Consider the following 20,808-nt stretch of genomic DNA (forward strand, 5'->3'; position numbering starts at 1 on the left):
TACCTCGTTCAACTCAGCACTGTGTGCTGACCCTTTATTACCCCTGGGCAAAGCCCGGAGTCTTCCTGTTTATAAAGACAACGACTGTCTTTGTGATGAGAAAATATGACGCGACATTATAGCGGCGCACATTGGTCGCGTCGAGCCGCACATCCCCCATCCGGGGCACAGACAGCACAATTTGCGCAAGACTGCCTCCTATATGGGGAAGCCTTGCGCCTACTTCAAGCATCCGGCCCGCAATAATTTGCGCTTGCTCACCCTTTTGTGCGCCACACCATGCTTTTTTCATCTTCCTGCGTCGTCAGGGTGCATCCGATCAGCGGGTCTGCGACCCAAATTGTCCACCTTCTCGCATCAGCCATTGCGTCCCTCTGCGCCGCTCGCTATGGTGACTGCCAATTTATGAGTCTGGAGTGACCCACATGTCCTTTTTCCGCTTCTTGTTCAATCTGCTCTGGTTCGTACTGGGAGGCGTCTTCATGGGGCTGGCCTGGTGGCTGGCCGGGCTGCTCTGCTTCGTCTCCCTGATAGGGATCCCCTGGGGACGGGCCTGTTTCGTCATCGGCACCTTCACCTTCTTCCCGTTTGGCAAGCAGGCGGTGAGCCGCAAGAGCATGACCGGCCAGAGCGACATCGGCACAGGTGCGCTCGGGATGATTGGCAACATCCTCTGGTTCCTGGTGATCGGGATCTGGCTGGCCATCGGCCACATCGCCTCGGCCCTGGCCTGCTTCGTGACCATCATCGGCATTCCGTTCGGCATCCAGCACCTCAAGCTGGCCCTGATTGCCCTGGCCCCCATAGGCCAGATGGTGGTGACCAACCACGAGGCCGAGTCCGGTCGCTATATTCGCTAAACAAGAATGCATCGCCAGGCTATGCCTGGGATGTCAAAAAAGGGCAGACTAGGGTCTGCCCTTTTTCATTGCCCCAGTTCGAGGTCTTCCATGCTGCCCAGCCACTTCTTCGCCAACCTCGCCCGCATGCGGCTCATCTACCGCTGGCCGCTGATGCGCAACATACAGCCGGAAAACATCGCCGAGCACAGCCTGCAGGTCGCCATGGTGGCCCACGCCCTCGGCGTCATCAGCAACCGGCTGTTTGATGGCAAGGTGGATGCCAACCACGCCGCCGTCATGGCCCTCTACCACGACAGCAGCGAGGTGCTGACCGGCGATCTGCCCACCCCCGTCAAGTATTTCAATCCCGAGATAGCCCGCGAGTACAAGAAGATTGAACTCGCCGCCGAACAGCGCCTGCTGGGCATGCTACCCCCCGAGCTGGTGGAAGACTTTCGCCCCCTGCTCGACTCCGGCGCCCAGGACGACACCCTGGCCCGGCTGGTGAAGGATGCCGACACCCTCTGCGCCTATACCAAGTGCCTGGAGGAGATAAATGCAGGTAACCGGGAGTTCGAGCCCGCGCGCAAGCGCCTCGAACAGATGCTGGAGGCCAGGATGAACCCGGCAATGCGCTACTTTATCGATGTGTTCGTGGCGAGCTTCTCGTTGCCCCTCGATGAGCTCAACGCCCACTAAGCCAGTCGGAACGACCAGAAGAGAGAAGGGCACGCCGGTGCAGACCGGCGGGCCCTTCTTTTTCAGTATATTGCCAGGCTTGGCAGACCTGGCTCGCGGATCAGTGACCCAGCTCCCGGGAGGGCACCAGACCGCTCGCCCGCCAGGCGGGATAGAGGGTGGCCAGCAGACTCATCAGGATGGCGGCACTGGTCACTATCACCAGATCCTGCATGTGCAGCTCGGTCGGCAGGAAGTCGATGAAGTAGATGTCCGGGTTCAAGAAGCGATGGCCGATGAGCTGTTCGATAAAGCTCAGGATCTGGGTCAGCTTGCTGGAGAGCAGGCCGCCGAGCAGGGCACCGAGCAAGGCCCCCGCCACCCCGTTCACCATCCCCTGGATGACGAAGGTGAGCCGGATCTGGCCCGGGCTCGCCCCCATGGTCTTGAGGATGGCGATCTCGCTACGCTTCTCGTTCACCGCCATCACCAGGGTGGAGACGATGTTGAAACAGGCCACCGCCACCACCATCAGCATCACCACGTACATGACGGTGCGCACCATCTGGATGTCCTGATAGAGGTACCCCTGGCGGCTCATCCAGCTGCTGATGTAGACGTAGTGCGGGAATTTGCGGGCGGCCGCCACCGTGATGGACTGCGCCTTGAGCACGTCGTTCACCTTGAGGCTGAAGCCCTCCACCGCGCTGCCCATGCCGGTGATGGACTGGGCATCGGTCAGGTGCATGAAGCCGAGCACGCCGTCGAGCTGGCCGCCGATCTCCAGCAGCCCCACCACGGTCAGGGTCTCCCGCCGGGGATTCTTGATCCCCGTCTCGTCTCCCCCTTGGGGCAGCAGCAGGGTCACGGGGTCACCTATTTTGACCCCCAGCTTGTCGGCGATGGTCTTGCCGAGGATCACCCCGTGCTCGCCCGCCTGCAGTTCACGAAACCCCAGCCCCGTCATGTAGTTGCCTGCATCTGACAGGTTCGCCTCGAGCTCTGGCAGCACGGCGCGCACCTGCACCCCCTTGATGGCGGAGCCGTGCTCCAGCAGGCCATCGAGGCGGATGACAGGGGCTGCGGCCTCGATCCCGGGCTGGGCCAGCAGGTAGTCCCGAAGCCTCGGCCAGTCCAGCAGGGGCGCCTCCATGCCGATGAGTTCCCCGTGGGGCACCACCGAGAGCACCCGGTTTTTGAGCTCCCGCTCGAAGCCGTTCATGGCGGAGAGGCCAAGAATCAGGGCCATCACCCCGAGGGCGATGCCGATGAGGGAGGAGGCGGAAATAAAGGCGATGAAGCCGTTGCGACGGCGGGAGCGGCTGTAACGCAGGCCCAGAAAGAGGGGCAGCGGCTTGAACATCAGGCGACCTCCGCCATGATGCCGCTCACCAGGGTCACCCGGCGGTGCAGCTTGGCGGCGAGGCTCAAGTCATGGGTGACCACCACGAAGGCGGTGCCCAGCTCGCGGTTGAGCTCGCAGAGCAGCTCGTACACCGCGGTGGCGCTGGCATGATCCAGGTTGCCGGTAGGCTCGTCCGCCAGCACCAGGCTCGGCTCGTTGACCAGGGCACGGGCGATGGCCACCCGCTGGCGCTCGCCACCGGAGAGCTCGGAAGGCCGGTGATTGAGACGGTGGGAGAGCCCCACCCGTCCCAGCATCCGGGTCGCCTTGTCAGTGGCGCTCGCCACCGACTCGCCGGCGATCAGCAGCGGCATGGCAGTGTTTTCCAGCGCGGTGAACTCGGCCAGCAGGTGGTGGAACTGATAGACGAAGCCCAGCTCCTGATTGCGAAAACGAGCCTGGGTCTTGCTGTCCCAGTGGTGGATATCCTGCCCCTTGAACAACACGGCGCCGCTCGAGGGGTTGTCCAGCGCCCCCATCAGGTGCAGCAAGGTGGTCTTGCCCGAGCCCGAGCTCCCCACCACCGCCAGCATCTCGCCTGGGGCGACGCAGAGATCTATCCCCTTGAGCACCTGGGTCTCCAGATTGCCCTCTTTATAGACATGGTTGAGGGCCTGACAGCGCAGCAGAGGCTCGCAGGACTGGGGTTCATTCATAACAGGGGCTCCACTTATACCAGTGACCACATTGGCACCAGTCACAACGCCGGCACTCGCACCGGAGGTAACAACAGAAGATGATGGATTCACAGCGCTATTCATAACGTAATGCCTCGGCCGGTTTGACCCGGGCCGCACGGGCTGCCGGATAGAGGGTGGCACTGAAGCTCAGCAGCACGGCCCCCAGCAAGATGGTCATGACCTGGGCGGGTTCGACGATGACCGGCAGACCGCTGCCCCCCGCCGCCATATAGAGGTTGAGCCCCACTGCATCGAGCAGGGGGTTGAGTCCGAACGACAGGGCCAGCCCCGCCAGACCGCCAAACAGGGCGCCGATGACGCCGCTCGACGCCCCCAGCACCATGAAAATCTTGACGATCCCCGACTCGCTCATGCCCATGGTGCGCAATATGGCCACCTCCCCTTCCTTGTCGGTGACCACCATCACCAGGGCGGAGAGGATGTTGAAGGTGGCGACCGCGATGATCAGCACCAGCATCAGCCCCATCATGCGTTTCTCCATGGCCACCGCCTGGAAGAGTTCACCCCGCTCCCGGCGCCAGTCCTGCCACTCCAGCCCGTCCGGCAGCGCGGTTTTCACCACCTGGTCGGCGGCAAAGGGATCGTCGAGCCAGAGGCGGATGCCGCCCACTGTCTCCTCGGGCAGGCGCAGCAGGCGCTGGGCGTCCCCAAGGGCAATCAGCGCCACCTGGCTATCCACGTCGGCGCCGACCCCGAAGATGCCGGAGACGGTGAAGATCCGCTGGGCCGGTACCCGGCCAAAGGGGGTGAAACGGGTCCCTTCGGTCAGGATGAGACGCACCTCGTCGCCAATGGAGACCTTGAGGCGGTTGGCCACCCCCTGCCCCAGCACTATGTGGTATTGGCCGCGCTGCAGGCTGTCCAGCCGCCCCCCCAGCATCTGGGCATGGAGGATGTCATCCTTGGGCCAGCGGGCCGGATCTATCCCCTGCACGCTAACCCCGGTGAGCTGGCCCGGGCTTTGCAACATGCCTTCGCTGTCGAGCATGGGGGCCGTGGCCACCACGTGGGGCAGCTTGTCGAGATCGGGCAGACCGGGCGGATGGGCATCGATGCGCCCCGCCGGATTGGTCACCACCACGTGGGGGATCACCCCGAGAATGCGCCCCTTGAGCTGCCCCTCGAACCCGTTCATTACCGAAATGACCACCATCAGGGCAGCAACCCCGATGGCGATGCCAAAGGTGGAAAACAGGGAGATAAAGGAGACGAAGCGGTTACTGCGTCGCGAGCCTGCATAACGCAGGCCTATGGCCAGCGAGAGTGGCTGAAAAAGTCCGGTCTTCAAGGATATCTACGTTGCCAACAAAATAAGATGCCGGATAATAGGGTCTGTTGACGCCTCAACGCAAGCCGCGTTGCCGCAGCAGATGACGCCGGGGCTGGCGCAATGGCCCATTCCCCTGAGCCCAAGAGACAGCCTATGGCGCCATGTTTTGCCCAATGCGCAGGCCCCCGCCGCCATGTTGCGCGCCCACAGTGACGGGAGAGCCCCGGGGACGGCCGGAGATGGCGTCTCGCACCAGGCCGGGGACGCCGCGGCGGGGCAAGGTCAACAGTGCCTATAAAAAATCGTCTATGACAACAAGGGATAGCCTCCATGCAGGAACAGTTCTTCAGCGTCACCCATGCCACGCCGGTCAATGTGATCCCCATGCCGGCCGACTTTCACCTGCCGACGCTGGAGGCCCTTGATGCCGAACTGCCCGAGCCCTTTCGCATCGCCTCCGCCATCACCTCCATCGACCTGGTGAGCAGCCGCCTGCTACGCAACCAGAACGAGTCCATGCACGATCTGGTGGAGATCATCAATCAGCAGTCCCGCAAGATCGACATGATCATGGGCTTCGTGCTGGCGGCGCAGGATCACCCCGAACATCGCTTCCACACCCTGCGCTTTGGCGCCGGTCAGCTCACCTACCTGCACCCACGCCAGGGTCACGGCGAGCCACCGCAGTTGCACCAGCTAGTGCGGCTCAAGATCTTCCTGCGGGAAGAGGCCTCCGCCGTCTACTGCTATGGCGAAGTCAAGCAGCGGGAGCCCGGCGAGCATGGCACCCATGTGGTGCTCGACTATGTGCGGATCCGCGAGGATGACAGGGAGCTGCTGGTGCGTGCCAGTCTGCACGTGCAATCCAAGCAGCTCAAACTACGTGCCCAAGAGCGTCAGCGCTAATCACAGCCAACGTCAACGTTAAAAGAATCAAACGATGCCAATGAAACTCCCCGCCTTGCCCGCCAAAGCGGGCCAGAAATTGACCCTGGGCCAGCTGGTCGGCAGCAGCCTGGCGCTGGTTGCAGCCCGCCTCACCCGGGAGGCCAACCGCCCCGTCCTGCTGGTGACTGCCGATACCCCGAGTGCCCTGCGCCTCGAACAGGAGTTGCAGTACCTGCTGGCCGACCAAGGCTGCCCGGTGCTGATGTTCCCGGACTGGGAAACCCTGCCCTACGACACCTTCTCCCCCCACCAGGACATCATCTCCCAGCGCCTCGAGACCCTCTACAGGCTGCCGCAGATGAGCAGCGGCGTGCTGATCGTGCCCATCTCTACCCTGATGCTGCGCACCGCGCCCCAGGCCTATCTCGACAAATACAGCCTGATGGTGACCAGCGGCCAGCGCCTCAACCTGCAACAGTTGCGGGGGCGGCTGGCCGAGGCGGGCTATGTGGCGGTGGAGCAGGTGCTGGAGCACGGCGAGTTCGCCGCCCGCGGCTCCCTGCTGGATCTCTTCCCCATGGGCAGCAACCGGCCATATCGCATCGACTTCTTCGACGACGAAGTGGACTCCATCCGCCCGTTCGATCCCGAGAGCCAGCGCTCCAGCGAGCCGGTCAAGTCGGTGAGCCTGTTGCCCGCCCGGGAATTTCCCACCGACGAGGCCGCCATCGAGCTGTTTCGCGGTCAGTTCCGCGAGCAGTTCGAGCTGTCGCGCGCCGAGGGCTCCGTCTATCAGGAGGTGAGCAAGGGGCGCTGGCCCGCCGGCATCGAATACTATCTGCCGCTCTTCTTCAGCCAGACCGCCAGCCTGTTTGACTACCTGCCAGACAACACCCTGCTGCTCACCGTGGGGGAGATCTACCCGGCGGCCCAGCGCTTCTGGAACGACATAGGCCAGCGCTATGAAGACAGGCGCTGGGACAATACCCGCCCCCTGCTGCCTCCCCAGCAAATTTACCTGCCGGTGGAGCAGCTGTTTGCGGCCCTAGGTCAGTACGGCGCCGTGCGCCTGCAGGAGGCCGCCACCGACGGCGGCACGGGCCAGCACGACTTGCCCATCGCCCCCCTGCCCGACTTGCAGCTCGATCACAGCAAGGAGCAGCCCCTGCTGGCCCTCAGCCAGTTCCTGCAAGGCTTTGCCGGCCGCACCCTGTTCGCGGTGGAGTCCGAGGGGCGGCGCGAGGGGCTAGGCGATCTGCTCGCGCGGATCAAGCTACAACCCAAGGAGTTCGCCTCCCTCGATGAGTTCGTCGGGAGCAAGGCGCGCCATGGCCTGCTGGTCAGCCCGCTGGAGCGGGGCTTCCTGCTGGAACCCGCTGGGGCAGAGGCCCTGGCCCTCATTACAGAGACCGAGCTGCTCGGCGGCAAGATCAGAAGCAAGCGGCAGCGGGAGAAGAGCAAGAACCTGAGCTCGGATGCGGTGATCAGAAACCTCGGCGAACTGACCCAGGGCCAGCCCGTGGTGCACCTGGATCATGGGGTCGGCCGCTATCTCGGGCTCGAGACCCTGGATGCCGGCGGCCTGCCCACCGAGTTCCTCACCCTGGAATACGCCGGTGGCGACAAGCTGTTCGTGCCGGTCACCAACCTCCACCTCATCAGCCGTTACACGGGGTCGGATAACCCCCCCAGCCACAAGCTCGGCGGCGAGGCCTGGGTCAAGGCACGGCGCAAGGCGGCGGAGAAGGTGCGCGACGTGGCGGCCGAGCTGCTCGACGTCTATGCCATACGCGCGGCCCGTGCCGGCTTTGCCTTCAAGCACGACAAGGAGAGCTACCGCCAGTTTGCCGCCAGCTTCCCGTTCGAGGAGACCGAGGATCAGCTCAATGCCATCAATGCGGTGCTGGGGGACATGTGCCAGGCCAAGAGCATGGACCGGCTGGTGTGCGGCGATGTGGGCTTTGGCAAGACCGAAGTGGCCATGCGGGCGGCCTTCGTAGCGGTGCACGGCGGCAAGCAGGTGGCCGTGCTGGTGCCCACCACTCTGCTGGCCCAGCAACACTACGACAACTTCCGCGATCGCTTCGCCAACTGGCCGGTGCGAGTGGAGGTGCTGAGCCGCTTCCGCTCCGCCAAGGAGCAGACCAGCGTCTTGAAGGAGCTGGCCGATGGCAAGGTGGACATCATCATAGGCACCCACAAGCTGCTCGGCTCCGACCTCACCTTCAAGGATCTGGGGCTGCTCATCGTCGACGAGGAGCACAGATTCGGGGTACGCCAGAAGGAGAAGATCAAGGCGCTGCGGGCCGATGTGGATATCCTCACCCTCACGGCAACACCGATCCCGCGCACCCTCAACATGGCGATGTCCGGCATGCGGGATCTCTCCATCATCGCCACCCCGCCTGCCAAGCGGCTCGCCATCAAGACCTTCGTGCGCCAGCACGAGCCAGCCGTGGTGCGCGAGGCTGTGCTGCGGGAGCTCAAGCGCGGCGGTCAGGTCTACTACCTGCACAACGACGTGGAGAGCATCGAGAAGTGCGCCAGCGATCTCGCCGAACTGGTACCGGAGGCGCGTATCGGCATCGCCCACGGCCAGATGCGCGAGCGCGACCTCGAGCGCATCATGTCGGACTTCTACCACCAGCGCTTCAACCTGCTGGTGTGCACCACCATCATAGAGACCGGCATCGACGTGCCGAGCGCCAACACCATCATCATGGACAGGGCGGATCACCTGGGGCTGGCCCAGTTGCACCAGTTGCGGGGTCGGGTCGGCCGCTCCCACCACCAGGCCTATGCCTACCTGCTCACCCCCCATCCCAAGCTGATGACCAAGGATGCGGCCAAGCGGCTGGAAGCCATCGCGTCGCTCGAAGATCTCGGCGCCGGTTTTGCGCTGGCGACCCACGATCTGGAGATCCGGGGCGCGGGCGAGCTGCTCGGCGACGATCAGAGCGGCCAGATCGAATCGGTGGGCTTCACCCTCTACATGGAGATGCTGGAGCAGGCGGTGGAGGCGCTGAAGAACGGCAAGGAGCCATCGCTCGAACAGCTGATGAGCCAGCACACCGAGGTGGAGCTGCGCCTGCCGGCGCTGTTGCCGGACGACTACATCCCGGACGTCAACATGCGTCTGTCCATGTACAAGCGCATCGCCAGTGCGGCGGACGAGCAGGAGCTGCGCGAGCTGAAGGTGGAGCTCATCGACCGCTTCGGCCTGCTGCCGGAGCCGACCAAGACGCTGATGGAGATCGCGGCCTTCCGCCAGCGTGCCACGGCGCTGGGCATTCGCCGGGTGGAGATGAGCGATCGCGGCGGCTACCTGGACTTCACCCAGGAAACCAAGGTCAACCCGACCTATCTAGTAAAACTGCTATCCGAGCAGCCACGTATCTATAAAATGGATGGACCCACCCGATTGCGCTTCCAGGTGCCGAACCAGGACAGGGCCATGCGGCTCAAACTGGTGGATGCACTGCTGACGGATCTCGCCAGCCACAGCCTCTAATGGCTGCCAGCGCCAAACAAAACGGGAGCCATATCGGCTCCCGTTTTTTATGTGACTCTCGCCGCGACACGCCTGGCATCACCCCTGACGGGCCGGATCCTCGTGGGCGGAGAATTCCCGCATGAAGGCCTCGGCCCGCTCCACCATCTTGGTGGAGCCCACGAAATAGGGGGTACGCTGGTGCAGCGCCGTGGGCTGGATATCCATGATGCGACCAAAGCCGTCGGACGCCTTGCCACCGGCCTGCTCCACCAGGAAGGCCATGGGGTTGCACTCGTAGAGCAGGCGCAGCTTGCCGTTCGGGGAGTTGGTACCGGACGGATAGATGTAGATGCCGCCCTTGAGCAGATTGCGGTGGAAATCCGACACCAGGGAGCCGATGTAGCGGGAGGTGTAGGGCCTGTGGGTCGCCTCGTCCCGCTCCTGGCAATATTTCAGGTATTTCTTCACCCCGTCCGGGAACTTGATGTAGTTGCCCTCGTTGATGGAGTAGATCTTGCCCTCCTCCGGAATGCGGATGTTCTCGTGGGAGAGGCAGAAGCAGCCGATGGAAGGGTCGTAGGTAAAGCCGTTGACCCCAAAGCCCGTGGTGTAGACCAGCATGGTGGAGGAGCCGTAGACAACATAACCGGCGGCCACCTGACGGTTGCCCGGCTGCAGGAAGTCCTCCAGAGTCACCCCGGCGCCCGGCTTGCTGACCCGGCGATAGATGGAGAAGATGGTCCCGACCGAGACGTTGACATCGATGTTGGAAGAGCCGTCGAGCGGATCGATCAGCACCACATACTTGGAGTGGCGGGAGAGCTCGGAATCGAAGGAGACGAAGTCCTCCTCCTCCTCGGACGCCATGCCGCACACCTCGCCACGGGCCTCCAACGCCGCCTTGAAGCGCTCGTTGGCGTAGACGTCCAGCTTCTGCTGCACCTCCCCCTGCACGTTTTCGGCCCCCATGGAACCGATGATGTCCGCCAGCCCCGCCTTGTTGATCTCCCGGTTCACCACCTTGGCGGCCAGGCGAATGGAGCTGAGCAAGGAGGTCAGCTCGCCGGTCGCGGTAGGGTAGTCCGCCTGTTTCTTGACGATGAACTCGCCCATGGTGATCATGTTTCGCATTCTTGTTCCTTTAAGATCGTTTCCGTTGGCCGTTGAAAACGTTTGCAAGTGTCGGCAAAAAAAGTGCCGATCCTCGGCAGCGTTATTTTGTAACCCAATGTAACGCCTGTTTTTTGTTTTTGCAGCGAATTAAGCCGGCGTATAAATCACCAGAAAACCCCGTCAGTACGGCATGCAGCGCTGAAAAAAGGGCTTCGATTGGCGTCTTTCATCATGTTAATTCGTGACGAGAATGCTACTTCACACTTCCTGTCTCCACTCTTCCCCATCCGGCATTCGCCCCGCAATGCCAGTCGGTCCCCCTCTTGAGATCTCGCCATCAATCCCGCACACTGCTCTGGCTTTGGAAGCAAAAAAACATAAGGATATTCAATGAAAAGGACTCTCATTGCCGGTGCGGTTGCCGCCCTGCTCGCGCTCCCCGCGCTGGCGGCCCAGGTACCGGCCGGTACCAAGCTGCTGCCAGCAGAACAGCAAACCTTCATCCGCAACATCGGCACCGAACCCGCCTCCATCGACCCCCAGATGGTGGAAGAGACCGCAGGCAGCGACATCGTCAACGATCTGTTCGAAGGACTCTACACCCTGGATGGCGACGGCAAGTTGCAGCCTGCCGGCGCCCTGAGCTACGAGCTCGATCCCACGGGCACCGTCTACACCTTCAAACTGAGACCCGATGCCAAGTGGTCCAACGGCGAGCCGGTGACGGCAGCCGATTACGTCTATGGCTGGCAGCGGGCAGCGGACCCCAAGAATGCCTCCAACTATGCCTGGTTCATCGAGCTGACCGGTGTCACCAACGCCAGTGACGTGGTGCAGGGCAAGAAGAGCCCGGATGCGCTGGGCATCAAGGCACTCGACGCCCATACCCTGCAGATCACATTGAAGAACCCGGTGCCCTTCTTCCTGAAGACCCTCTCCCACTACACCACCTTCCCGGCCCCCAGGGCGACCATAGAGAAGTTCGGACATGAGTGGGTCAAGCCGGGCAACATCGTCTCCAACGGCGCCTTCGTGCTCAAGGAGTGGACTCCCAACGAGCGTCTCATCTCCGAGCGCAACCCCTATTACTGGGACAACCAGCATACGGTGCTGAACAAGGTGCTCTATCTGGAGATAGTCTCCGACACCGCCGCCTACAACCGCTATCGCGCCGGCGAGCTGCACTACACCAGCTATCCGCTGGAGCAGTACAAGCAGCTCAAGCAGCAGAGTCCGCAGGAGCTGGTGAGCGTACCGACCCTGGCCACCTACTACTACGTGTTCAACACCCAGCGCAAACCGTTCGACAACCCCAAGGTACGCAAGGCGCTGTCTCTTGCCATCGACAGGGACACCATCACCGAGAAGATCCTGGGACAGGGCCAGCTCTCTGCCTTCAGCCTGACACCGCCCATTGTGGACGGCTTCGAACTCAAGCGCCCGGCGAGCGAGCTGATGAGCAAGGAGGAGCGGATCACCCAGGCCAAGGCGCTGCTGAGCGAGGCCGGATACGGCCCGGGCAAGCCCCTGGACGTAGATATCCTCTACAACACCAACGAGGGACACAAGAAGATAGCGCTGGCCATCTCCTCCATGTGGAAGCACAACCTGGGCGTCCAGGCCAAGCTCAACAACATGGAGTGGAAGACCATGGTATCGGCCCTCAACGAGGGAGATTTCGGGGTCAGCCGCTACGCCTGGAACGGGGATTACAACGATGCTTCCACCTTCCTCGACATCATGACCTCCAGCAGCAGCGCCAACAGCGGCAAGTGGTTCAACAAGCAGTATGACGCCCTGCTGGCCAAAGCCCATGACGCCAGAGATCCGGCCGAGCGCAACCAGCTCTATCAACAGGCCGAAGCCCTGATCGATGCGGAGGCCCCCATCGCTCCGGTCTACTTCTACGTCAAATCCCGCCTTCTCAAGCCCAACATCAAGGGCTACCCCTATCAGAACCCGCAGGATCTGGTCTACTCGAAAGACCTCTATCTGACCGCGCAATAAGGTTCGCTATCCCGCATACAAAAAGACCGCCTTTCGGCGGTCTTTCTTCTTAATCTTCCCGGCAGGTGGCCATCGCGAGCCGGGCCCGCCGCCGCACCCTCACCGGTTTGACCAGCAGCTGCGCCAGCAGCACGCCAAGCAGTGTCATGCCGCCACCAATCAGGTGATAGCTGGTCAGCTCCTCCCCCAGCCAGCTGATGGCCAGCGCCGCCGTCATCACCGGCAGCAAGTTCATGAAGATAGCCGTACGGCTGGCCCCCAGCAGGGCTATCCCCTGCATCCAGAGCCAGGGTGAGAGGGCCGAGGTCGGGATCCCCGCATAGAGGATGAGCCAGAGCGCGCTGCCATCCGGCCATTTGCCATCCACCAGCAGGTAGAAGGGGGTGAGGAACAGCAGGCTGCAGAGCACCTGGCCGTAGAGCATGGACCAGTTGTCGAGCCCCAGATCCCAACGCTTGAGCAGCACGCTGTAGAGCGCATAGGTGGCCGCCGAGAGCAGCATGTAGACGGAGCCGATATGAATACCCTGGGTGAACAAGCGGGTCGGGTCCCCCTGCCCCAGCAAGATGGCCAGCCCCAGGATGGAAATGACACCGCCTATCAGCGCGCCCCAGGTGGGGCGCTCGCGCAGCAGCCAGATGCTGAGCAGCACCGTCATCAGCGGGGTCAGTCCCATCATCAGCCCGATCTCGGTGGCTCCCAGGGTCTGGGCCGCGTAGTAACCGAAGGTCTGGTTCAACACCATGCCGAGCAGGGCCAGCATGGTCAGCCGGGAGAAACCGGCCCGCAACTGGTCACGCATGCGCCAGGCCCGCCGCGCGAGGAAAGGAGTCAGTACCAGGGCCGCCACCATCCAGCGGGACCAGGCCAGAGCGGCCGGCGAGAGCACCCCCACCGCCAGCTTGCTGACGATGCCGTTGCCGGCCCAGATGGCCATGCAGGAGAAGGGGAACAGAAAGGCAAGGGGCATCACTATGTCCAGAGAAAGGGGGCGGATATTTCGCGGGAGTATAGAGAGGCAAACAGGATAAGCAAGCGCACTGATGCGGGGCGCGACAACCTCATCCAGAAATAAACTTGAACGGGCTCAAACTGCTTCACTCAGCCCCAGATACAATCATGCCCGCACAGGGCGGGCATGAGGGGGAGATGGCCATGCTGATGCAACTCAAGCGGCATCCATGTGCAGCCTCGATATCAACTCGTTGACTTCGAGCACCGTCTGACGATGGGGAATATCGGCTTGCAGTGGCATCATCAGCAGGCCCGACTGGAAATCGAAGCGCCCCCTGCCGTGGATGTAGATCCGTCCCTTGAAGAAGGTTTTGACATGCTTTGCCACCATCAGTGGCAGGTACTTCTTGAACACTCTCATCGTTTGCAACCTCTTGCAGTTGTATCCGTATGACAGCAGCTTATGCGAGATAATTCCGTTAAATTTGTATAAAAAACCGGAAAAATCGACTCTCTCTTCCCCAAAAAACCAATCTGTAACTTTTTATTAACTTTTATCGTATTGTATGCGGTCCTTCCAGCCAGAGCAAGACCCCCTTGCCATCTTGCCACTCGATGCAGGCCAGACCCGAGGTGGCAAACATGGGCGCCCCTGCCGCCGGGCAGAGACTTTGCACCAGATACCCGACCAGAGGCAGGTGACTGACCATCAGGATATTGTCGTGGGTCTCCGCCAGCGCGGTGAGATAACTCGCCACGAAGGCCGGATCCCCATAGGGGGTGATCTCGCCGCTCTCCTCGACCTTCAGGGCCTCGGGCAGCTCGGCAGAGATGGCCTGCCAGGTCTGTCTGGCACGCACGTAGTTGCTGTGGATCACCAGGCTCAGAGAGCCTGTCAGCTGAGGGGCCAACCAGCCCGCCATGTGGATGGACTCTTCGATGCCTTGCTCGGTCAGTGGACGCTGTTCATCAGTCTTTGCGTTCATGCCAGCCTGGCCATGACGCATGATGTAGATTTTCATTACAACCTCGCCCAGGGGGCCTGTTTAAATAGCGGGGGGATCTTACCCCGCCATGCAGGGGGAAACAATTGCGCTACCTCTCAGAAAAGGGTTTGCCTCGTGAGATAGCGGGGTCGATAATCATGTTTAAATTCAAATAAATTCACCGCGAGTCACTCCCCAATGAGCCCATATGCCAGTCCCAACGACCATCGGCGGTATCACTATCTGGAGCTGGCAAACCGGCTCAGGGTCTTGTTGATCTGCGATCCCGAGACCGATAAATCGGCCGCCTCCCTGGCCGTCAACACCGGCCACTTCGATGACCCAGTCGATCGCCAGGGCATGGCCCATTTCCTTGAGCATATGCTGTTCCTCGGTACTCGTACTTATCCCAAACCCGGCGAGTACCAGCAGTTCATGAGTCGCCATGGGGGCAGCAACAACGCCTGGACCGGCACCGAGTTCACCAACTTCTTCTTCGACATCGACAACGGCTTCTTCGAAGCGGGGCTAGATCGCTTCTCCCAGTTCTTCATCTGCCCCACCTTCGCCCCCGAGTGGGTCGACAAGGAGCGCAACGCGGTCGACTCCGAATACCGCCTCAAGTTGCAAGACGATGTGCGCCGCAGCTATCAGGTGCACAAGGAGACGGTCAACCCGGCCCACCCCTTCTCCAAGTTCTCGGTCGGCAACCTGGATACCCTGGCGGATCTGCCCGGCCGGGATCTGCGCTCCGACCTCATTGCGTTCTACGAAACGCACTACAGTGCGGATCGCATGGCGCTGGTGATGCTCTCTCCGGCATCCATTGAAACCCAGCTCGGCTGGTGCGATCGCTTCTTTGGCACCATTCTGGATCGCCGCCTGGGCCCCCCCGCCCTCTCGGCCCCCCTCTACCGGCTCGATGATCTCGGCATCCGCATCCAGATAGCCCCGGTCAAGGAGACCCGCAAACTGGTGCTGACCTTCCCGCTGCCGAGCGTGGATGCACTCTACGACAAGAAACCCCTCACCTTCCTGAGCCACCTCATCGGCTACGAAGGGGAAGGCAGCCTGCTCTCTCTGCTGAAGGCAAGAGGCTGGGTCAACCAGCTCGCCGCCGGAGGCGGTATCAGCGGTGCCAACTTCAAGGACTTTGGGGTGAGCTTCGGCCTCACTCCCTTGGGGCTTGCCCATGTGGACGACATCATCGCCGACCTGTTCGGCTACTTGAAGCTCATCGAACGCGATGGCTTGCAGGCCTGGCGTTATGACGAGAAGCGCAGCGTGCTGGAATCGGCCTTCCGCTTCCAGGAGCGGGGCCGGGCGCTCGACACCGTCTCGGGTCTCGTGCTCAACCTGTTCAGCTATGCCCCGGACGATCTGATCCACGGCGACTACATGATGCGCGAGTACGATGAGCCCCTGATCCGGCGCTTCCTCGCCAAGCTGACCCCCCACAACCTTCGGGTGACCATACAGGCGCCGGAGGTGAGCACGGATCGCCTCGCCCGCTGGTATCAGACCCCCTACAGCGTCCAGAGCATCACCGAGGCGGAGAAGATCCGCTGGCAGCAGAGCGAGCCGGATCCCGCCTTGCACCTGCCCTCCCCCAACCCCTTTATCAGCAGCCGCCTCGATGCCAGAACGCCGGCCCTCAGCGCCGACATGCCGGCCTGTCTGGTCGACCGCCCCGGTTTTCGGCTCTGGCATCTGCACGAGCACCTGTTTGGGGTGCCCAAGGGGAGCCTCTATATCTCCATCGACAGCGAGCATGCGGTCAGAAGCCCGCGCCACATCGCCATGGCCAGGCTTGCGGTGGAGCTGCTCACGGATCACCTCAATGCCCTCACCTACCCGGCCGAGCTCGCCGGGCTCGGTTACCAGATCTATGCCCATCAGGGGGGCTTTACCATCAACCTGAGCGGCTTTGCCGACAAGTTGCCGCTGCTGCTCGACATGATCCTCGGCAACCGGACCCTGGGCTACCCGGATCCGGCGCGCTTCAGTGAAATCAAGGAGCAGCTCATCCGCAACTGGGAGAACCAGTCCAAGACCCGACCCATCTCCCAGCTGTTCAGCCAGCTCACCAGTTTGCTGCAACCGAACAACCCGCCGTTCGAGCAGTTGCTGCGCCACCTGCGCACCATAGCACTCGACGAAATGCCTGACTTCGTCAGCCGGCTCTTTGCCGAGGTGCACATAGAGACCCTGGTGCACGGCGACTGGACCGCCGCCGAGGCGCTTGAACTGGCCGCCCTGCTGGAGCGTCACCTCGGCGTCAGAAGTCAGCCCAGTGCCGAGACCCGCCGCCCCCTCATCTCCATTCAGGACAGGGGCACCCTCATTCGCGAGCAGGGGTGCGATCACGAAGACTCTGCGCTGCTGGTCTATTACCAGTCCCGCACCACCCGGGCGCGGGATCTCGCCTGCTTCACCCTGGCCAACCACATCATGTCCTCCACCTTCTTCCACGAGCTGCGCACCCGCCAGCAGCTCGGTTACGTGGTGGGGGCCGGCAACCTGCCCCTCAATCGCCACCCCGGCCTCATCTTCTATATACAGTCGCCGGTGGCGGGGCCGCAGATCCTGCTGGATGCGGTGGAGGAGTTCATCGATCTCTTCCCGCTGGCCATGCTGGAGTTCACCGAGCAGCAGTGGCAGGACAGCAAGGCGGGGCTGCAGGCCCAGCTCAGCGAGCGGGATGCCAACCTGCGCAGCCGCGGCCAGCGGCTCTGGGTCAGCATAGGCAACAAGGATCTCGGCTTCGATCAACGCGAACGGGTGCGCGAGGAGGTGGGCAGTCTCAGCCGCGCCGACCTGGTGCGCTTCATCACCCAGTTGCGCTCACGCACCTCGGATAGGCTGATCCTCTGCAGCTATGGCCTGGGCCACGAGCACGACGAGCGGATCACCGGCCAGTTCATCGACGATCCCCGGGCCTTCCGGCTCAATGCCGCCACCTTCGAGGCCTGATCAGGCCTCGACTCCCTCCCCACGGCAGATTGCGGGCAATAAAAAGCCGACCCCTGAGGGTCGGCTGGAAAAACCATAGTCAATTGCGACCAGAGCCGCCAAAAGTGAACATGAGCGTGAAAATCAGACACTGAGTCGATGAACGGCCGAATGGTTCAAACCAGAGCGTATCGGTCGACACCTGCAGTGATTGAGAAACAGCCTCATCTTAGGCATTCCCCCGATTTGTCACGTTGATCTATGTCAAAGGAGGTAAAGAAGCGCGCTTTTCCTCTTCAGTGGCGGGATCACGCAGTCACCTCAGCCCCGACGGATCAGGCGATAGGCCACCTCATCGAAATAGGAGAGCTGCCCCGAGCGCACCCTGGGGTGATCCAGCTCGGCGGCGCGCCCCAGCACTTCCACGCTAAAGTCGCGTTCGAACAGGGTGCGCACCTCCATCTCCCCCACCGAGAACGGCGGCTGTACCTGCTGCTCCGGCTGATACTCGAGGGTCACCAGCAGCACCTGACCACCCGCCTCGATGAGGCGGCTCATCAGGGTTGCATACTGGCGGCGCATGGCCGTCGGCAGGGCGATAAGGGCGGCCCTGTCATAGGCGAGCCGGTAGCGGCGGCCAAGCTCGGGGACGGCGAAGAAATCCCCCTGATAGATGCGCAGGTCGTCGTGCCGGTGGCACCGATAGGGGCCCACCTCGCTTGTCTCTGCACTCAGATTGTTCTCGTCAAAAAACTGGGTAATGGCGAGCTCGGAGAGCTCGAAACCATCCACCGGATGCCCCTGGCCGCTCAGCCAGAGCAGGTCGCGGGACTTGCCGCACAGGGGCACCAGCACGGGCTCACCCTGCTGCTGGGCCGACCACCAGGATTGCAGCCAGCGGTTGAAATCTGCCTGATGAAAGCCAATCCGGTTCTCTTTCCACTTCTGATGCCAAAACGCCGCTTCCATCATCTTCCTCTCGTCATCTGCATTGATGCATCAATATCACAACTTCATCGGAACGGCGCAAGCCTTGTTGTCCACTGCACCGGAAGAGAGGGCTCGATGACGTCCAGCCGACCGCGCTCAGGCGCAGGCGGGCTCAGCAGCCATGGTGGTCGCCACGGCGTCTATCCGGGCAAGAATCTCTGCAAACGAGGGGCGCTGCAACACAGCCTCCAGGAGACACGCTTCGGCCAGTGAATGGAGCGCCCCAAGCGCCTCGTCCCTGGGGTGGCAGCGCGCCAGCAGCTCCTCCAGCAGACAGCCAAAGGCCCTGACCTCCAGGCGCTCGAGCCGGGCAGCCCGCTCGCGATCGGCGCCGTCATAACAGGAGGCGGCGCCGAAATCCCCGAGCAGCACCCGGCCATGTTCCTGAACAGAGTGCAGCAGAGAGTGCAGCAGGTTGTGGGCGTAGAGATCCCCGTGCAGGATGCCCCGCCCGTGCAGATGCAGCGCGGCACTCGCCACCCCCTGCGCCATGGCAAGCAGCGCATTCGGGGTGAAGGTCAGATCCACCGGATAGACATCCCGGGTGCAGGAGTCCAGGCTCGGCGGCCCCGCCAGGTTGACAAACCCGGGGTCTATCAGCGCCATCACCAGGGCCGGTATGCCGGAGGGGTGGTTGTTGACTCGCCCCGCCACGCCGATGAGATTGGGGTGCATGCCTGCGGCGAGCGACACCGCCATCTCGCAGCGAGGCAGGCCATCGCTGGTCATGGCCCCCTTGAAGAGCTTGACCGCCACCCCTTGCGTCCCCTCATCGGAGCGCAGTGCTGCGTCGTGGATTACCCCGGACGCCCCCTGCCCCAGTTGCTCCCCCAGCGTCAACGCCTGCCAGGGGATCTCGGCCGCGGCTGTCGTCTCGCCGAGTCGGCGCTCCTGCTCGTCGCTAAAGGGGTTGCCTGCATAGGCCAGCCAGGCGAGGCGCGGCAAACCGAGCAGCCACTCGGGAAGCGCCTCCAGCCGGTTGGCGGCGATGCGCAACAGCTCCAAACGCTGGCAGTTGGCAAGGCTTGCCGGCAGCTCGCGCAGCCGGTTGCCAGAGAGCATCAGCTTTTGCAGAGCGGCGCACTGCCCCAGCTCGTCTGGCAGCCGTTCGATGGCGTTGTCGGTCAGGATCAACCAGCGCAGCCCCGCAGGCAGCGACGCGGCGGGAACCGTGGCGATCCGGTTGGCCTTGAACCCCACCATGGTGAGCGCCGGACAGCGCCCCACCACCTCGGGCAGCTCGGTAAAGCGGTTCTCGGAGCAGAAGATGATGCGCAGTTTGCTAAACTCGGCCAGCTCGTCAGGGAGCCGATCCAGATCGTTGCCGGTGAGATCCAGCACCTCCAGCGTCTCCTTGAGGTTCAGGATCTCGGAGGGGAACACCGTCAGGTTTTCAGCAAGTTTGAGGTGGCGGGCGCCGCAGAGTTCGCCTGCGCGAAGCTGTTCCAGGGTATGCATGGGATCGTCTCTATCAACATTCGGGCTTGCGGTGGCTCACTGCGGGGCACTCCCCCCAGACCACAAAGGAGGGGCATTATAAAGAACGACGGCCAGAGATCCCCTGTTTTGTTGCCACCAGGACTCAGGCACAAGAGCCTGCCTCGTAAAGAAAGTACGAGTCGCGCTCCCTGCTGGAGGTGGCCGATACCCTGGGCCTGAGCAGCGGCTCGCGGCTCTATGATCACTTCGTGCAGCTCGAGGCGGTGACGCCGGGCGAGTACAAACAGCGCGGGGCCGGTCTGGTTATCGATCACGGGGTGCACGACACCCCCTTCGGCCAGGCGTTCGTCGCCCTGACCCCGCGAGGGGTGTGCAACTTCTCGTTTCTCGATGACCAGGCCCCACAGGCGCCGCTGACCGCCCTCGCCCACAACTGGCCAGAGGCAGAACTTAGGGAGGCGCCATCACGCACCCAGGGGGTCATCCACACCATGTTCGATGACAGCAAAACGCCGGATCGCCCCATCTCCTTGCACGTGAGCGGCACCAACTTTCAGATCAGCGTCTGGCGGGCGCGGCTCGAGATCCCGCCCGCCAGGGTGGTGAGCTACGCCCAGGTGGCGAGCGCCGTCGGCAACCCCAAGGCTGCCCGCGCCGTGGGGTTGGCGGTGGGCGCCAACCCCGTCGCCTTGATGATCCCCTGCCACAGGGTCATCCAGCAAAACGGCAAACTCGGCGGCTATCACTGGGGCGAGACCCGCAAACAGGCGATACACGCCTGGGAAGCGGCGAGGTATGAGTAGTTTCCCGATTCCATAATCAGCCTTTTCTCTTATCAGCGCCTATAAAGATTCACTCTTATCTCGTCAGTGAACACACGGCTCTCACTCCATGATGAGATAATGTCTCTGTCATTAAGCCATATAACAAAAACCTGATTATCAGGAGTTTTCTTCAAAACCGGAATATTGTATCCAACTTTTATTTCAGAATATGGCTTTGGTAGGTTTTCTAAGGAAGGTGCGAATAAGCGGGGAAATTCTTCTCGGCTGACTCAGTCATTTCATTTCTTCATGTTTGAGCCGATTT

The 20,808-nt window shown here is 62.3% G+C and carries 16 protein-coding genes and 1 pseudogene; 7 read left to right on the plus strand and 10 right to left on the minus strand.

Annotated elements, in window-relative coordinates; translation table 11 throughout:
* Nucleotides 1–37: 37 nt before the first annotated feature.
* Nucleotides 38–292 (minus strand): hypothetical protein, encoded by a 255-nt coding sequence (locus PG898_RS14565; RefSeq protein ID WP_042650385.1) that lies wholly within the window; start codon nt 290–292, stop codon nt 38–40.
* A gap of 133 nt (nt 293–425) precedes the next feature.
* Here PG898_RS14565 and PG898_RS14570 point away from each other — a divergent pair, with 133 nt between their 5' ends.
* A complete protein-coding gene (locus PG898_RS14570; RefSeq protein ID WP_043130771.1) occupies nt 426–860 on the plus strand; it encodes a YccF domain-containing protein in 435 nt (144 codons plus the stop codon).
* 90 nt (nt 861–950) lie between these two features.
* Nucleotides 951–1,541, plus strand: a complete 591-nt coding sequence (yfbR, locus tag PG898_RS14575) for a 5'-deoxynucleotidase (protein WP_042650387.1) — start codon at nt 951–953, stop codon at nt 1,539–1,541.
* 100 nt (nt 1,542–1,641) lie between these two features.
* On the opposite strand, the gene lolE is transcribed toward yfbR, so the two are convergent.
* The 3 genes from lolE to PG898_RS14590 form a co-directional block, all read right to left on the minus strand.
* Nucleotides 1,642–2,883, minus strand: coding sequence for a lipoprotein-releasing ABC transporter permease subunit LolE (gene lolE / locus PG898_RS14580; RefSeq protein WP_270824335.1), 1,242 nt, complete (start codon nt 2,881–2,883; stop codon nt 1,642–1,644).
* Nucleotides 2,883–3,581, minus strand: a complete 699-nt coding sequence (gene lolD, locus PG898_RS14585; RefSeq protein ID WP_042650389.1) for a lipoprotein-releasing ABC transporter ATP-binding protein LolD — start codon at nt 3,579–3,581, stop codon at nt 2,883–2,885. Before lolD ends, lolE begins: the two co-directional genes overlap by 1 nt.
* Nucleotides 3,582–3,678: 97 nt before the next feature.
* Nucleotides 3,679–4,914 (minus strand): lipoprotein-releasing ABC transporter permease subunit, encoded by a 1,236-nt coding sequence (locus PG898_RS14590; protein ID WP_042650390.1) that lies wholly within the window; start codon nt 4,912–4,914, stop codon nt 3,679–3,681.
* Nucleotides 4,915–5,226: 312 nt separating this feature from the next.
* On the opposite strand from PG898_RS14590, the gene PG898_RS14595 reads away from it, so the two are divergent.
* Nucleotides 5,227–5,802: a PilZ domain-containing protein gene (locus tag PG898_RS14595; protein ID WP_106886938.1), complete on the plus strand. Its 576-nt coding sequence runs from the start codon at nt 5,227–5,229 to the stop codon at nt 5,800–5,802.
* Between the two features lie 40 nt (nt 5,803–5,842).
* Nucleotides 5,843–9,295 (plus strand): transcription-repair coupling factor, encoded by a 3,453-nt coding sequence (mfd, locus tag PG898_RS14600; RefSeq protein ID WP_182788912.1) that lies wholly within the window; start codon nt 5,843–5,845, stop codon nt 9,293–9,295.
* Nucleotides 9,296–9,373: 78 nt separating this feature from the next.
* On the opposite strand, the gene fbp is transcribed toward mfd, so the two are convergent.
* Nucleotides 9,374–10,408 (minus strand): class 1 fructose-bisphosphatase, encoded by a 1,035-nt coding sequence (fbp, locus tag PG898_RS14605; RefSeq protein WP_042650393.1) that lies wholly within the window; start codon nt 10,406–10,408, stop codon nt 9,374–9,376.
* A gap of 372 nt (nt 10,409–10,780) precedes the next feature.
* Here fbp and PG898_RS14610 point away from each other — a divergent pair, with 372 nt between their 5' ends.
* Nucleotides 10,781–12,397 (plus strand): peptide ABC transporter substrate-binding protein, encoded by a 1,617-nt coding sequence (locus PG898_RS14610; RefSeq protein WP_182785599.1) that lies wholly within the window; start codon nt 10,781–10,783, stop codon nt 12,395–12,397.
* 49 nt (nt 12,398–12,446) lie between these two features.
* On the opposite strand, the gene PG898_RS14615 is transcribed toward PG898_RS14610, so the two are convergent.
* From PG898_RS14615 to sixA, 3 genes are all read right to left on the minus strand, one after another.
* Nucleotides 12,447–13,367, minus strand: a complete 921-nt coding sequence (locus PG898_RS14615; protein ID WP_182785600.1) for a DMT family transporter — start codon at nt 13,365–13,367, stop codon at nt 12,447–12,449.
* Between the two features lie 198 nt (nt 13,368–13,565).
* Nucleotides 13,566–13,772 carry a DUF1107 domain-containing protein gene (locus tag PG898_RS14620; protein WP_005324080.1) on the minus strand — a complete coding sequence of 69 codons (207 nt, stop codon included), beginning with the start codon at nt 13,770–13,772 and terminating at the stop codon, nt 13,566–13,568.
* 133 nt (nt 13,773–13,905) lie between these two features.
* Nucleotides 13,906–14,373: a phosphohistidine phosphatase SixA gene (sixA, locus tag PG898_RS14625; RefSeq protein WP_043130778.1), complete on the minus strand. Its 468-nt coding sequence runs from the start codon at nt 14,371–14,373 to the stop codon at nt 13,906–13,908.
* Between the two features lie 162 nt (nt 14,374–14,535).
* On the opposite strand from sixA, the gene PG898_RS14630 reads away from it, so the two are divergent.
* Nucleotides 14,536–17,310: an insulinase family protein gene (locus PG898_RS14630; RefSeq protein WP_270824336.1), complete on the plus strand. Its 2,775-nt coding sequence runs from the start codon at nt 14,536–14,538 to the stop codon at nt 17,308–17,310.
* A 300-nt stretch (nt 17,311–17,610) separates the two neighbouring features.
* On the opposite strand, the gene PG898_RS14635 is transcribed toward PG898_RS14630, so the two are convergent.
* Entirely contained in the window at nt 17,611–18,258 is a 648-nt protein-coding gene (locus PG898_RS14635) for a thiopurine S-methyltransferase (protein WP_226173092.1), read from the minus strand.
* A gap of 117 nt (nt 18,259–18,375) precedes the next feature.
* Nucleotides 18,376–19,737: a leucine-rich repeat-containing protein kinase family protein gene (locus PG898_RS14640; RefSeq protein WP_270824337.1), complete on the minus strand. Its 1,362-nt coding sequence runs from the start codon at nt 19,735–19,737 to the stop codon at nt 18,376–18,378.
* Nucleotides 19,738–19,895: 158 nt separating this feature from the next.
* On the opposite strand from PG898_RS14640, the pseudogene PG898_RS14645 reads away from it, so the two are divergent.
* Nucleotides 19,896–20,522 (plus strand): annotated as a pseudogene (locus PG898_RS14645) (methylated-DNA--[protein]-cysteine S-methyltransferase); the annotation flags it as partial.
* Between the last annotated feature and the right edge of the window lie 286 nt (nt 20,523–20,808).

Source organism: Aeromonas sp. QDB31 (genome assembly GCF_027707605.1).
GTDB lineage: Bacteria > Pseudomonadota > Gammaproteobacteria > Enterobacterales > Aeromonadaceae > Aeromonas > Aeromonas media.